Source organism: Natronomonas sp. (assembly GCF_046710025.1).
Lineage (GTDB): Archaea > Halobacteriota > Halobacteria > Halobacteriales > Haloarculaceae > Natronomonas.
Window position 1 is genome coordinate 1 of record NZ_JBKEGK010000048.1, and the last position, 14,299, is coordinate 14,299.

A 14,299-nucleotide genomic window follows, 5' to 3' on the forward strand; every position below is an offset into this window, starting at 1 on the left:
CCGAACAGTTTGACGTACGTCTCCGCCGAGCGGTGAATCGACAGCCCGGTGACGGAACACTCCCGGAATCCGTCGTCATCGTACTCGCCGTCGAACAGCCCCAAGACGTTAGCTAAGACAGACATCTCAGGCCTCCTCGACGAGGAACTCGCCGTGCATGGTGTTGTGACCGCGCCCGCAGAACTCGTTGCAGATGACGTGATACCTCCCCGGTTCGTCGAACGTCATCGGAATGACCCACTCGCTGCCCGGAAACACCTGGAGGTTGATCTGCTTGCTCAGGTTCTCCTCCGGTCGGACCGAGAAGCCGTGCTGGACATCGTACGAGCCCAGGTGGATGTCGTACTCACGGCCCGCCTCGAGGACGACCGGGAGGCCGTCCCAACCGAACCGCCGCCCGCCGATGTACACCGAGTCCCCCGGCGGGATCAGGTGCCCCTCTTCGGTCTCGTCGGCCGCGTCCTTGTACTCGCCGACTACCGCCTGATACTCCTCGGGCTCGACATCGTAGGTCTGCCCGATCGGGTTCTGGTCGCCGAAGCGGGTGAAGCCGCTCATCCAGCCGAAGATGGCCAACGACCAGAAGCCGGCGATTCCGAGCCACATACTCTCGCGTCGGTTCACCGGCTCGTCCCACCAGTTACCCTCGGGTTCGTCGAATGGTCCCGACATTGTTACCTCGCGGGCACCGAGAGGATATCTAGCAGGCCCCAGCCGAGGTAGACGACCGCGAAAAAGATGATCGCGGCGGCTGCGAGGAGCCAGATGCGGTTGTACAGCCGTTGCATCACGGGGATTTCTTCTGATGGGGGTGTGCTCATTGGTCTAGTACGTTGAGCCGTAGTCACCACCTGCCCGTGGTGATTGTGCCGTACATGTTCGCCTCCGTTGTGGTGTTCTTGAAACGGGCGGGTTGCGGCCCCAACAGCCGGACTCAGGCGACGATCGTCTCGAATAGAACCGCCAGCAGAACGGCACCGAGGTAGGCGTTCGAGGCGTAGAAACTGCGGTAGGCGGACTGGTCAGTTCCCCGGTAGTACTGTTGGGCGACCGCCCAGACGAATCCGAGGCCGGCAACAGCGGAGACGACCGCGTACACCAGCGTGAACTCCGCGACGACGCCGAGCGCTCCCACGAGCAGAAGCGTTGCGCCGAGCCAGTAGAGAATCCGCCGGCGTGCGACCGCAACCCCGCGCTCGACCGGGAGCATCGGGTAGCCGGCCGCGTCGTAGTCCGCCCGACACGCGATAGCGAGATTGTAAAAATGGGCGGGTGTCCAACAGAAGACGACCGCCGACAAGAGCAACGCCGGGAGGCCGACGTGTCCGGTGATCGCCGCCCAGCCGATGACGGCCGGGAGCGCGCCCGCACCGCCACCCAACACGGTGTTCCAGGTCGTCGACGGTTTGAGCACGACGGTGTACACGATAGCGTAGTAAATCGCCGCGAACGCGGTCAGACCTGCCGCAAGGGGGTTCACAAACATCAACAACAGCGCCATCGAGGCCGCGAACAGCGTGGCACCGAACGCTACCGCGCGGATCGGGCCGACGGTTTCGATGACCAACGGGCGGTCGGAGGTCCGGTCCATCTGCTGATCGCGGTCGCGCTCGTAGACGTGATTGAACGTCCCTGACGCGCCGATCGCCAGTGTTCCTCCGGCGAGCGTCGCGACGACAGTTATGCCATCAAGCGTCGCGCCGGTGATCGTCGAAAGCGCCATACCGGCCAGTGCGAGCAGGCTCAGGAGCCACATCAGCCGGGGCTTCGTTAGCGCCACATACGCGCGAGCGCGGTCTCTGATAGATGGGTCGGCCGGCGGCGTGGGCATGGAGCCAGCCGTCGCAGCCGACGAATCTGCTGTCCCGCCCGTTTCAGTCGTTTCGACAGCGCCTGTCGCCGATCGGGGGTCGCTGGTGTCTGTCGAGTCGGTCCCGTATTGAGTCGGGTCTACATCGGCTTCGATCTCTCCGTCGAGATGCCACACAAGCGCGACGAGCAACGAGCCGAAGACGAACATTCCACCGAGGAGATGTGCCTGTTCACCTAAGACAGCGAGGTCGTGAAGCGTTGCTGCCCCCAGTAGTGCCTGTCCCGGGAACGCGACGAACGCAAGCGTCGATCCGAGGCGAACACGGCGGTTGTGGTGGCCCGTCCAAGCGCGGAACGCGACGGCGAACACGAGTGCCCAGACCAACCCCGCAGCGCCGTAATGTCCTGTTGCGACGGACTGTGCGTCGGTCGCTGCAGTCATCGCCCCGAGCACGACGAGCAGGTACGCGGACAGCGTCGCAATAATCAATGTCGTGGTGAACCTCTGCATATACGCCACCTGCGGCTCCCACTACCGGTATCTTCTCCCGAACGTGTTCGGGAGGCGCGGCAGCCCACGACAGATCTCCGCTAATCGGCCGACGCGACGCCGAGCGGCGAGTGAAAGACGGGGAGGCAAGCGAAAAGAAGGCGAGGGAATGGGTGATGAGACAAAACGAGGCGGGGAGCGGAGAGAGATGACAAAAAAGAGGGCGGAGCGCGGTGAGTGTCACTGTGCCGACTCGAAGTCGAGGTCGCTGTGGGGTAACAGCTCCTCGACGAACTTTTTCATGACGACTTCCTCGGCGCGGTGAAGCGTTTCGCTGCAGGTCGACTTTGCGAGCCCGATCTCTTCGGCGAGTTCGGTGAGCGTACACTCCCGCGGGGTGTCGTAGTAGCCCATCGAGGCCGCAAGCGAAAGTAACTCCTGTTGGCGGTCAGTCAGGAGCTGGTTGGGGTGAAGGCGCTGTTGGATGTACTCGATCTGGAAGCTGATGCCCATCGCGTCGAACTGCTCGCCCAGCGTCGAGAGGCGGTCGTGTCCGGCCGACACGTCGACAATAGCCGTCCCGTTCTGAATCTCCACAGGCATTTCGATGGGGATACCCGAGCGCTTGGCCGCCAACAGGATCATCGGCCGGGAGGTCACGATCTGGATGGTGGCCGTCCGCTCCGTCTGTTGGATCATCGAAACCTCCTCGATGGTCTCGTGCGCCCGAATCCCCTCGAGAACCGACTCGACCGTGTCCGACCGGAACCGAAGGAGGCCGAAACCCTGTCCCTCCTCAGGTAGCGCCGTTAGGACCTCGAAGATCGTCTCGGGGTGCTGTCTGGAGACGTCGGCTATCCACGGCCCCTCCGGGAGGTCGACGCGAAGCCTAGCTTGCGGCATACCCCGTATGCGAACGGAGGGACGTAATTATGTGTCGCCTTATCACGCTGGATCGCTGTACGCACTGTTTTGCTTCGGACTGTCGATGCAGTACGGGACTTTCGAACATGTTCGGAGAAATACTCTGTACGGTTGCCTATAGATTCACACGTAGAAGCACGATGACTGAAGAAACCAACTCGGACCGACGGACGTTCATGAAAGTTGCCGGTGCCGGCAGCGCGCTCGCTGTCGCAGGGTGTGTCGGCAACGACGAACCGGAGGAAGCGGCGGATACACAGCCGGAACCGCAGCCGCAGGATGAAGGGTTGGACGCGGCAAAGTCCTTAGACACCGATCGGATCGCAGCCGATCCGAGAGAGCTGCCGGATCCGATCGACCGGAACGAACCGAAACGCCACGAGATCGAGATAGCCACCACCGAGGAGACGGCCGAGATTGAACCCGGTGTGACCTTCGACTATATGACCTTCGGCGGCCGAGTTCCGGGCCCGATGGTTCGAGTCCGACGCGGGGACAGGGTCAACCTCACCCTCACGAACGATTCGAGCAACACGATGCCGCATAACATCGACTTCCACGCCGTCTACGGACCCGGTGGTGGAGCTAACGACACGACGATCGCTCCAGGCGAGTCGGCCACGATCGAGTTCACGGCGATGTACCCCGGTGTCCACGTGTACCATTGTGCGGTCCCGAACATGGATCACCACATCAGCGCCGGGATGTTCGGCGCGATCCTCGTCGAACCCGAAGCGGGCCTGCCGGAGGTCGACCGCGAACTGTACTTCGGACAGAACGAACTGTACACCGACGGCCAACCGGGCGAAGAGGGTCACCATTCGTTCTCCTTCGACGCGATGCGACGGGAGGACCCGACCTACGTCTGTCTCAACGGCGAGGCGTACGCCTTTACCGGTAACGGATACGGTCCGGTCACGGTTCAAAAAGGAGAGCGGATCCGTATCTTCCACTCGCAGGGCGGGCCGAACCTGATGAGTTCCTGGCACGGCATCGGGAACGTCTGGGAGACGTTCTACCGCGACGGTGATGTCGTTTCGGACCCGGATCGCTACGTCGAGACGGCCCCGGTCGTCCCCGGGTCGGTCGCGATCGCGGAGATCGACACCCCGGTTCCTGGTCCGATCAAACTCGTCGACCACGCGCTCACGCGAGTCGTTCGCAAGGGCACCCTCGGCATCATTCAAGTCGAGGGCTCGCCGGAGCCAGGGATCTTCGATCCCGACCCCGGATCGGCGGGCGAAGCGGCGGAATCGAACACCGAAAACTGACGGGAGCGGACGGCCGCTCCCACTATCCACGGAGTGAACGATCATGACACAACCTCCGACGCGGCGGCGCACACTCACGGTCGCGGCAGGTACGGCTGCAGCAGCGCTTTCGGGCTGTCTCGGCGTTGGTGGCGGCTCCGAAGACGAACCGAGGGACGCCGCCGACGATGCGACGCCGGTTGCGCCCCCGGAGGACGCGGGCGAGTTGGGCACACCAGCGGAGTCACCTACTATCACGATCACCTCTAACCCCTGGCCGGAGTTCACCCCGCAGATCCTCCACGTCAGCCCCGGTGCGACCATCGAGTGGCTCGTCGAGACGGGCCGGCACGACGTGACCGGCTACCACGAGGACAACCACCCGCCCCACCGGACGCCCGAGGGCGTCGACGCTTGGGAGAGCGAGTACCTCACCGGCCCCGGGTCGACGTACGAGCGGACGTTCGATGTTGAGGGCGTCTACGACTACGTCGACAGACAGACCGTCTGCATCTCCCACGAGGTCGCGGGCAACGTCGGCCGCGTCGTTGTCGGCTGGCCCGATCCGGCCACCGAGCCCGCGATGCAACCACTCACCGACGAGGAGGCGGCGGACGCCCCATCGCAGGTTCGCAACGCCTTTGAGATGTTCGACGATGAGACGCGGCCCGTCCTTGAGGCTGGGCCGGGGGGAACCGAGTAGTGACATACAGCCGGCGGGAGATGATCGCCGCCGCGGGTGCGACAGCCGCTGTCGCGTCCGGTAGCGGTTGTCTTGGCATCGGCGGACAGTCCGGATCGGCGACGCCGGAACCGCCGGCCGCGGCGTTGGGCTCGCCGGCCGAGGGGGTCACTGTGGCGATCCGCTCGGAGCCGGCCCCGGAGTTCGATCCCCAGATCGTCCACGTTGAGGTCGGTGCGACCGTCGAGTGGCTCGTCGAGACGGGCCGACACGACGTGACGGCCTACCACGAGGACGTCCGGTCGTTCATGCATCAACCGCCGGACCGGACGCCCGAGGGCGTCGACGCCTGGCGTAGCGACCTGCTTGACGGCCCGGGTGCGAGCTACGCGCGGACGTTCGACATCGAGGGCGTCTACGACTACGTCGACAAACAGGAAGTCTGTGTCTCCCACGAGGTCGCGGGCAACGTCGGCCGCGTCATCGTCGGCTGGCCCGATCCCGACACCCAACCGGCGATGGACCCGCCACCCGGGGAGTTGCCCGTTCGGGTGGTGCGCGCGCTCGAGCTGTTCAACGAACGGACACGGCCCGTCCTCGAGGCCGGGGCCGACGTGGCGGCGGACGCCGACGGGCACGGGACGTACCGACCGACCGACCGACAGCTCGCGGGGAGCCGACCATGACTACACGACAACACAACTACACCTACGACAGACGAACAGTCTTGAAAACGGCCGGGGCAGTCGCTCTCGGCGCATCCACCGCGGGTTGTCTCGGCGGTTCGAGCGAGACGGCCGAGCGGACGGTGCTCGGTCCCCCGGAGAACTACGAGCGCCGCAAGGAGATCGACCTCCCGTTCCCCGATTACGGCGAGGCGATCCCGGAGGCGACGATCCCGGCGCCGCTGCACGACCGCGAGGTGACGACCACCGAGTTCGTCGGCGACCGACACGCCATGTTGACGTTCGTCTACACGACGTGCGGGACGGTCTGTCCGGGGCTCGTAAGTTCCCTGCGGCGCGTGCAGGCCGACTCGGTCGCCGAGGACTACGCCGAGGAGTTCGCGTTCATGCCGACGACGTTCGACCCCGAGACGGACACCGCGGAGATGATCGACGAGTACTGCGACCGGATGGGCGTTAACCGCGACGCGGACAACTGGTTTTTCCTCCGCCCCGACTCGCCCGAGAAAGCCCGAGCGGTCGTCGACGAGACGTTCGGCGTCGCCTACTCCGGGAGCGGCGGCCACTACGAGCACTCTTCGTTGATCTTGCTCGTCAACAAAGAGGGAATCGTCGAGCGGGCCTACAACGGCGGCCCGCCCGAGGCTGGAGCGGGCGTCGACGACGCCCGTGCGCTCGTCGAGGGGTGGTAGCCGATGCGCCGCCGCGATCTCCTCGTGGGCGCTGGCAGTCTTGCCGCCCTCGGCGGCGGCGCGGCGGTCGCCTTCGATGTCGTGGAAACGACCGACTCAGCGGCGGTTGAGGCCGTCTCCCTTGATGTTATCGCCGCCCCCGAGAGCAACGCCGACACCGTGATGACCCCCGAACGGGGACGTGTGACCTTCCTTGAGTTGTTCGCGACGTGGTGTAACGTCTGTGAATCCATGATGCCCGAACTCGTCGCGGCGCACGACGCGGTCGGCGAAGATGTCCAGTTTCTTTCGGTGACCAACGAGCCGCTGGGCGAGACGGTCACGCGCGAGGACGTTGCGACGTGGTGGCGCGAGCACAGCGGGGCGTGGACGGTCGCGGCTGATCGCGATCTCACGCTTACCAGGGAATTCGAGGCCTCGGGTGTCCCCTATGCGTTCGTTCTTGACGCTCAAAACCGGGTCCGCTGGCGACACCGCGGCCGGACGGACGCCGAGGAGATCCGCACACAGATCCGGGCCGCGGAGGAGTAATCAGATGGCCGTCGGACTCTATGGAAGCGCAGTGTTCGCGATGGGGGCCGGTATCGCGACGTTTTTTTCGCCGTGCTCATACGCACTGTTGCCCGGCTACGTCGGCTACTACGCCGCGAGCGTTGAGGAGGAGACGCCGCCATTATCCGGCGTCTTCGCCCGGGGTAGCGCCGCCGCAGTCGGCGTGTTCGGCACGTTTGCCGTTCTCTCCGCGATCGCTGTCGTCGCCAGTGACCTCGTCGAGCGTGTGCTCCCGGCGGTGGAACTGTCCGTCGGGGTGTTATTGATTGCTCTTGGGGCTGCAGTGTTGACCGGCCACACCGGCTCGCTACACGTTTCGCTTCCGAAGCGCCGGGCGAGCATTCTCGGATTCGCGCTGTTCGGAGCGCTCTACGCCCTCGCTGCGATGGCCTGCGTCTTGCCGCTGTTCTTGGCGGTCACCCTCCAGTCCGTGACGTTCTCGGCGTCGGGGACCGCCGTCGTGTTGGGGGCCTATGCTGGCGGGTTCGGTACCCTGATGATGGTCGCGACGGTCGCCACCGCTGTCGGGCACGATGCTCTCGTCGGCCGGGCGAGCAACCACGTCGAGACACTGACACGGATCGCCGGGGGCGTCCTCGTTGCGGCAGGACTCGGACAGGTGTACCTGACCATAGCGTCCTGACCCCTTGGGCTTCGTTCGAAAAACCGTTCAATCGCCGCTTGCGACCGCTCGCGTCCTGAGGTCGTGGCTGTCTAAGATGTGCTGCTTCAGAACCTGCCCCTCCGCACGGTGGAGCACTTCACTACACGTCGACTTCGCGAGATCGACCGATTCTGCGAGGCCCGTGAGCGTACAGCCCCGGGGTGTGTCGTAGTATCCTCGCTCGATCGCCTCCCCGACCAACCAGTGCTGTCGATCGGTGAGCAACGAGTCCGCCTCGTCGTTTTGCCGGATTTCGTCGACGGTAAAATCGATGTCGAACCGTTCGAACTGGTCGCTCAGCGCCGACAGTCGGTGCTGGGGCAGCATCGCCTCGAGTTCCATACCTCCATCCCGTATCTCGAAGGGTGTCTCCAGCGGGACGCCCGAGCCCTCGATAGCCATTAACAGAAGCGGCACCGTCGTCTCCACTTGGACCCGACAGCACTTCGACCCCGCCTCGAAAACGGTGAGCTCCGTGACGCTATTGTACCCTCGTATCTCCTCACAGATCGTTTCGCACTCCGTACTGTGAACCTCGAGTTGGACGACGCCCGATGGACTGCACGTCGTTGCGGCGAGTACACGAAATTCGGTGTCGGGGTACGTCCGTGAGACCTCCCCGATCCAGACGGACTCCGGGACCGTGATCGTGAGTTTGGTGTATGGCATGATGGGATGGCACCCGTGTTGGAAATCGCGCTTACACGTGAGTACCACATCGACGAAGGAGTCGATTGACGCGAACATGTTCACCGTATTCGGCATCGGCAGGACGAACCGCTACGCTCTACGGATTTCACCGTGCCCCAATTGATAGTAATTCACTTTAACGTTCGCCGAGTCGTGGACATATGCGAACCGTCATCGTCGGGGCCGGAGAGGTCGGCACCTCGATCGCGAGGAGCCTCGCGCCATCCCACGACGTCGTCGTCATCGACATCGATGCTGACCGAACCGAACAGCTAACGTACGAACTCGATGTCATGGCGCTTTCGGGCGATGGCACGTCACTGTCGGTGTTACGAACGGCCGATGTCGCCTCGGCGGATCTGTTCATCGCCAGCACCGACGACGACCGGGCGAACCTCGTGGCCGCCGAGACCGCGAAGACGATCGCCGACCCCTTCACGATCGCCCGCACGAAAAGCGTCGAGTACCTCCGCACTTGGAAACTGACGCGGATGGCCTTCGGTGTCGACTTCATGGTCTGTTCGGACCTTTTGAGCGCCGAGAACGTCGTCCGGGTGGTCGGGCTCCCGTCGGCGGTCGACGTCGATCCTTTCGCAGAGGGGCTCGTCCAGATGGCAGAGTTCGAGATCGACGCGGCGAGCCCCGTTGCCGGACAGACCATCGCCGAGGCCGACCGCTTCGAGTCACTAACGTTCGCGGGGCTCTTTCGCGGCGACGACCTCATTCTCCCGCGCGGAAAGACTGTCATCGAGGCCGGCGACCGAGCGGTCGTCATCGGGAGCCCAGAGAGCGTCCAAGCCTTTGCAAGCGACATCGCCCCGCAGGTGACGCCGGGCGAGGCAGACGATATCGTCATTATAGGTGGGAGCGAGATCGGCTATCAGACCGCCCGACTGCTCGAGGAGCGCTCGTTATCGCCGCGGATCGTCGAGCAGGACCACGACCGAGCAAGAGAACTCGCCGAGATGCTGCCGAACACGCTCGTGATGGAACACGACGCGACCGACACGAAGTTTCTGGCCCGCGAGCACGTCGACGAGGCCGACATCGTCGTGGCGGCGCTGGACAGCGACGAGCGGAACCTTCTCGTGTCGGTGCTCGCAAAGCGACTCGGGACCGACCGTGTCGTCGCCATCGTCGACAACGACGAGTACGTGACGCTGTTCGAGGAGATCGGCATCGACGTGGCGGTCAACCCCCGGCAGGTGACCGCCGAGGAGATCACCCGCTTTACCCACAGCGGAATCGCGGAAAACATCGCGGTGCTGGAAGGCGATCAAGCCGAGGTGTTGGAACTAAAATTGACTGACGCGAGCAAACTCACCAACCGCCCGATCGAGGAGGTCGCGACCGAACTGGAGGCGGACATCGTTTTCGGCGCGATCACCAGAGACCGGGAGCTGATCACCCCGCGCGGCGACACGGAGCTGTATGCTGGTGACCACATTGTCGTCTTCGTAGAGACATCGTTCGTCGAGGAGATGACGGCGATGGCGTAGATGTTCCGACCGCGAGTCGACTGGCGGGCGAGTCTCGATCTGACCGGACGGGTGCTGTGGTATCTCGCCATCCCGCTCGCGTTCCCGCTCTTGCTCGCCGTGTGGTACGGCGAGTCGGTCGTCCCGTTTTTTGCGGCCATCTTGGTCACGCTGGCTGTCGGCGGCGCACTCTGGAGACTCCCCGGCGACCCGGGACAGCTCGGGCCACGGGAGGCGTTTCTCGCGGTGGCGGCGATCTGGTTTCTCGTCGCCGCCGTCGGGGCGATCCCCTTCGCCGTCACGGGTGTCGGGGTGTTCGCACACCCCATCAACGCATTGTTCGAGTCGATGAGTGGGCTGACGACGACGGGAGCGACGACGCTGCAGTCGTTTTCGATCCATGGCCGCGCGATCTTGATGTGGCGACAACTCATCCAGTGGCTGGGTGGGCTCGGCATCCTTATTCTCGCGACAGCGATCCTCTCGGAACTCGGGGTCGGCGGCGCACAGCTGATGGAAACCGAATCACAGACGCGAAACGTCGACAAGCTGACCCCGCGGATCGTGGAGACGGCGCGGCTCATCTGGGGGCTGTACCTCGGGCTGACCGGCCTCGCCATCGCGGTGTACTACGGGCTCGGGGTCGCCGGCCTCGCGCCGGAGATGGACCTCTACAACGCCGTTGCCCACGCGTTAACCTCAGTTGCGACCGCCGGATTCTCGCCGGAGCCGCTGAGCGTCGGGGCGTTCGCGCCGATCATCCAGTGGGCCGTCGTCCCGTTCATGATCGCCGGATCGACGAGTTTCGTCCTGCTGTACGTCGCCATCAACGGCGAACCGATGCGTCTGTTGGGCAACGAGGAGTTCCACTTTTACATCGGAACGATCGCCGTCTTCACCGCGGTCGTCGCCGCGACGCTCGCCATCGACCCCACAGTGACGTTCGGGACTGAGGCGACCCTCAGGCACGCGGTGTTCAACGTCGCCTCGATGGTTACGACGACCGGGTACGCAAGCGCGGATTTCGAGCTTTGGTCCGCGGCCGCAAAGCACATGCTCTTTGTCTGTATGTTTCTCGGCGGGATGGTCGGGTCGACGAGCTGCTCGATCAAGTCGTTGCGGTGGTTGGTCGCGCTGAAGACGTTCCGTCGGGATCTTTTCACTAGCATCCACCCCGAGGCCGTCCGCTTGGTCAGACTCTCCGGTCGCCCCGTCGACGAGGAGACGATTCGAGACATCTACGCGTATCTCCTCTTGAGTATCGTACTCTTCGTTCTGTTCACGGGCTTCGTTATCGTCGACTCGGTGCGCGTCGGGACGAACGTCTCGGAGTTCGAGGCGATGGGCGCGGCCGCTTCGACGTTTCTCAACATCGGCCCCGCATTCGGCGATGCCGGCCCCTACGGCACCTACGACGGCTTCTCAATGGTAACGAAGGTGGCGATGATCATCCTGATGTGGATCGGCCGGATCGAGATCATCCCCGTATTGGTGCTCTTTACCCCCTCCTTCTGGCGGTCGTGATCGGACGGGCCGCTCACAGGCGAATCGAGGAAGTCGAGACGAGAAAGCCGACGCACCGCCCAGCCGCTACCGGCCGAACAGTCGCCGGAGGAGGTTCCGTCCCGCGGGCCGCTCGGCGATCGCGACCGAACAGTCGAGATCGTTGACGACGCTGAGGTGCAGCGAATTAGTGACGAACCGCGAGAGCACGCCCCGCTCGCTCGCGCCGAGCAGCACGAGCGACTCGTCGGTGGCCTCGCGCGCGATGGCTCCCTCAACGTCGCCGGAGTCGTCGATGAGCAACTCGGCCTCCGCAAGATCGTGATCCGCTGCCCACGAGCGGAGGAACTCCGTTCCGGCAGCCCGCTCCGCCGGCGAGTCGACGACGTGAAGCAACGACACCTCGGTGCCGATGCTTGCCCCGAGTGCGGTCGCGACCTCGGCGCTCAAGATCGAATCAGGACCGCCCGCCGTCGGAACGAGCACGCGAGACAGGTCTAGTTCGCGGTCCTTGAGCACGAGGAAATCACACGGCGGCTCGTGTTTGAGCTGATCGAGCGAGCGCTGGGGTTTGTCTCTCGCCCACGGGCGATCATCGTCCCATCCAAGCACCACGAGGTCGGCCGCCATCGATCTAGCCTCGTCGAACATCTCGACGAACGATCGGTGGGACACGACCGTCGAGGAGCTGTATCGAACGTCGTAGGCGTCCGCCGTCGCCTCGATATCGCGCAGGAGCGCCTTCGACTCGCCCGCGATCCGGTCGACCTGCCCGGGACCGTATCGCCGCACCATCTCGTCGGACGTCTCAATCAGGTGGACGACGTGGACGTTCGCGTCTTCGCGCTGTTCGGCGAGCGTGCAGGCGAACTCGACGAGCGGAGCTTCGGTTCGGGGGTTCGCGATCGGAACCATCACCCGGTAGGCGTCCCCTTCGGTGTCGCCGGGTCGCCCCCCGGTGTCTAAAAGCGGCACGTAGGAGCGTCCCACGAGGCCGCCGAACGCAGACTCCCGCACCGACAGTCGGCGTTCGACCCCGCCGAAGCGAGCCTCCTCAAGGCGTTCTTCGGTTGTTTGGAAGTAGTTGACGACGGTAACGAGGACGACGCCGCCGATGGTGTTGCCGAGGAGGACGGGGAGAACAAAGCCGACGAGGCCCGGCAAAAGCGCCGCTTCGCCGAGGAAGACGAGGTACATGAGTTCGGTAAAGGAGACGACGACGTGGAAGAGATCAGCAAGCGGGATCAAAAGAAAGGCGATATAAACGAGGAAGAACCGCGAGATCGTATCACGAGCGGCGAAATCCAGCCAAACGACGCCGGCAACTATTAGTCCGGCGAAGCCGGCCTTGAAGAACAGATCCCAAAAGCCCGTTTCGACGCCCTTCTGTGAGATGTCGATCGCAGCCGCCGCCGCTTCCGGCGAAAAGACACCGGTGTAGGCGAGTATCAACGCCCCGAACAGCCCGCCCGCGAAGTTCCCAACGAGGACGATCCCCCACTGCCGCAACATCGCGGGGAGGCTCGCCAACCGCTCAAGCGCGAGCGCGACGGGCGGGACCGTGTTCTCCGTGTAGAGTTGGTAGCCGCCCAAGATGATGTATATAAACCCGATCGGGTACAGGAGCGCGCTCCGCACGGGCGCACCGCCGGTTTTGGCGGTCATCGATGAGTAAATCAGGAAGGTGAGTGTGATCGCAAACCCGCCCGCTAGCGCGCTGAAAAACAGCTCCCGGCTCTTCGTGGTGACCTCCTCGTCGGCGGCGGCGATGATGCGTTGAAACACCTCGTCGGTCTCAAAGCGGTCTCGGATGACTCCCCCGACGGCGGGCGCGCCGCTTCTCGACCGTTCCATCGCATCCCGCACGGAGGTTCCCTCCTCCGGCTCCCGGTCGCTCATTGCTTCTGGTAGCACCGCCCCACGACTAATCAGTTTATGTATGTCGCCGTGCCCCTAGGGCTGACTCGCGTTGCCGGCCGGTAGCGCGCGCCAGCGGCGAGAGAGCGCGTCGACTGAGCAGCGACCGGTTCCGGACGGCCGGCAAAGCCTTGATAGAACATACCGGTTACCGGTATGCTATTGATCGCTGTCACCGGCCGTCGGGGGTGCTCGCGATGCCTTTTTAATATATGATTCCGCCGAAGGTCCACACGTGATGAGCACGACGACACGACAAGGATGCCCCGAATGCGACGGCACGCTCCGGAGTGCGGGAACGGAGACGGTCTGTGAGGAGTGCGGCCTCGTCGTTTCGGAGGACGAGTTGGACCGTGGCCCTGAGTGGCGTTCCTTCGCCGACGACCAGACGAATCCCGAGCGCTGTGGGGCGCCGCTGACTCGCTCACGGCACGATCGCGGGCTCTCAACTGAGATCGGACGATCGACACGACTCAAGGGCCGAAAACGACGACAGGTGGCCCGAATGCGGAGACAGCACAAGCGAGCGCAGATCCCCTCAAAGCGTGCCCGGAACCGTATTCACGGATTCACCGAGATCCGGCGGCTAACCGGCCAGTTAGAGCTACCGGACGACCTGCGTGACCGCTCGTGTGTCCTTTTCGAGTCGGCACAGGAATCCGATCTACTTCAGGGACGCTGTATCGAGGGGTTCGCCGCTGCGTCGGTGTATGCGACCTGCCGGACGGCGTCGGTCTCGCGGACGCTTGAGGAGATCGTCGCCGTCGCGAGCGCGGCTGCGGACGAACTCAAAGTTGCCTACGGAGCGTTGAACCGGACACTCGATCTCCCTACGGGGCCGATCGATCCCGCCGAGTACCTCGCCCGGTTCGCATCGAAACTTGACGTTCCGAGCGACGTTGAGCGGGCGGCCCGGCAGTTGGCGAGGGAGGCACACAAATCCGGGCTCGCGACAGGGC

At 64.1% G+C, this 14,299-nt stretch carries 15 protein-coding genes; 9 read left to right on the plus strand and 6 right to left on the minus strand.

Annotated elements, in window-relative coordinates:
• Positions 1-126: 126 nt before the first annotated feature.
• The 4 genes from ACI944_RS05195 to ACI944_RS05210 all read right to left on the minus strand — a co-directional run bounded on the left by ACI944_RS05195 (position 127) and on the right by ACI944_RS05210 (position 3,205).
• A complete protein-coding gene (locus tag ACI944_RS05195; protein ID WP_411718001.1) occupies positions 127-672 on the minus strand; it encodes a cytochrome C oxidase subunit II in 546 nt (181 codons plus the stop codon).
• Between the two features lie 2 nt (positions 673-674).
• Entirely contained in the window at positions 675-821 is a 147-nt protein-coding gene (locus tag ACI944_RS05200; RefSeq protein WP_411718002.1) for a hypothetical protein, read from the minus strand.
• A gap of 113 nt (positions 822-934) precedes the next feature.
• Entirely contained in the window at positions 935-2,323 is a 1,389-nt protein-coding gene (cyoE, locus tag ACI944_RS05205) for a heme o synthase (protein WP_411718003.1), read from the minus strand.
• Between the two features lie 219 nt (positions 2,324-2,542).
• The gene (locus ACI944_RS05210; protein WP_411718004.1) at positions 2,543-3,205 is read right to left on the minus strand and encodes a helix-turn-helix domain-containing protein; all 663 of its coding nucleotides are present in this window, start codon (positions 3,203-3,205) and stop codon (positions 2,543-2,545) included.
• Positions 3,206-3,366: 161 nt separating this feature from the next.
• Between ACI944_RS05210 and nirK the strand changes: the two genes are divergently transcribed.
• Genes nirK through ACI944_RS05240 form a run of 6 tightly spaced genes read left to right on the plus strand, consistent with a single transcriptional unit; the run spans position 3,367 to position 7,731 of the window.
• Complete coding sequence (gene nirK, locus ACI944_RS05215; RefSeq protein WP_411718005.1) at positions 3,367-4,497, plus strand: copper-containing nitrite reductase; 1,131 nt, start codon at positions 3,367-3,369, stop codon at positions 4,495-4,497.
• Between the two features lie 43 nt (positions 4,498-4,540).
• Positions 4,541-5,179 (plus strand): plastocyanin/azurin family copper-binding protein, encoded by a 639-nt coding sequence (locus ACI944_RS05220; protein ID WP_411718006.1) that lies wholly within the window; start codon positions 4,541-4,543, stop codon positions 5,177-5,179.
• On the plus strand, positions 5,179-5,844 hold the full coding sequence (locus ACI944_RS05225) for a plastocyanin/azurin family copper-binding protein (protein WP_411718007.1): 666 nt from the start codon (positions 5,179-5,181) through the stop codon (positions 5,842-5,844). The genes ACI944_RS05220 and ACI944_RS05225 overlap by 1 nt, the downstream gene beginning before the upstream one ends.
• Entirely contained in the window at positions 5,841-6,536 is a 696-nt protein-coding gene (locus ACI944_RS05230; protein WP_411718008.1) for an SCO family protein, read from the plus strand. Before ACI944_RS05225 ends, ACI944_RS05230 begins: the two co-directional genes overlap by 4 nt.
• A 3-nt stretch (positions 6,537-6,539) precedes the next feature.
• Positions 6,540-7,067, plus strand: coding sequence for a TlpA family protein disulfide reductase (locus tag ACI944_RS05235; RefSeq protein ID WP_411718009.1), 528 nt, complete (start codon positions 6,540-6,542; stop codon positions 7,065-7,067).
• A 4-nt stretch (positions 7,068-7,071) separates the two neighbouring features.
• Positions 7,072-7,731, plus strand: coding sequence for a cytochrome c biogenesis CcdA family protein (locus ACI944_RS05240; RefSeq protein WP_411718010.1), 660 nt, complete (start codon positions 7,072-7,074; stop codon positions 7,729-7,731).
• 27 nt (positions 7,732-7,758) lie between these two features.
• On the opposite strand, the gene ACI944_RS05245 is transcribed toward ACI944_RS05240, so the two are convergent.
• Positions 7,759-8,517 (minus strand): helix-turn-helix domain-containing protein, encoded by a 759-nt coding sequence (locus tag ACI944_RS05245; RefSeq protein ID WP_411718011.1) that lies wholly within the window; start codon positions 8,515-8,517, stop codon positions 7,759-7,761.
• 86 nt (positions 8,518-8,603) lie between these two features.
• On the opposite strand from ACI944_RS05245, the gene trkA reads away from it, so the two are divergent.
• The gene (gene trkA, locus ACI944_RS05250; protein WP_411718012.1) at positions 8,604-9,941 is read left to right on the plus strand and encodes a Trk system potassium transporter TrkA; all 1,338 of its coding nucleotides are present in this window, start codon (positions 8,604-8,606) and stop codon (positions 9,939-9,941) included.
• The gene (locus tag ACI944_RS05255; protein WP_411718013.1) at positions 9,942-11,444 is read left to right on the plus strand and encodes a TrkH family potassium uptake protein; all 1,503 of its coding nucleotides are present in this window, start codon (positions 9,942-9,944) and stop codon (positions 11,442-11,444) included.
• Positions 11,445-11,510: 66 nt separating this feature from the next.
• On the opposite strand, the gene ACI944_RS05260 is transcribed toward ACI944_RS05255, so the two are convergent.
• A complete protein-coding gene (locus ACI944_RS05260) occupies positions 11,511-13,322 on the minus strand; it encodes a formate/nitrite transporter family protein (protein ID WP_411718014.1) in 1,812 nt (603 codons plus the stop codon).
• Positions 13,323-13,578: 256 nt separating this feature from the next.
• Here ACI944_RS05260 and ACI944_RS05265 point away from each other — a divergent pair.
• The coding region (locus ACI944_RS05265) for a transcription initiation factor IIB (RefSeq protein ID WP_411718015.1) at positions 13,579-14,299 on the plus strand (721 nt) is incomplete at its 3' end.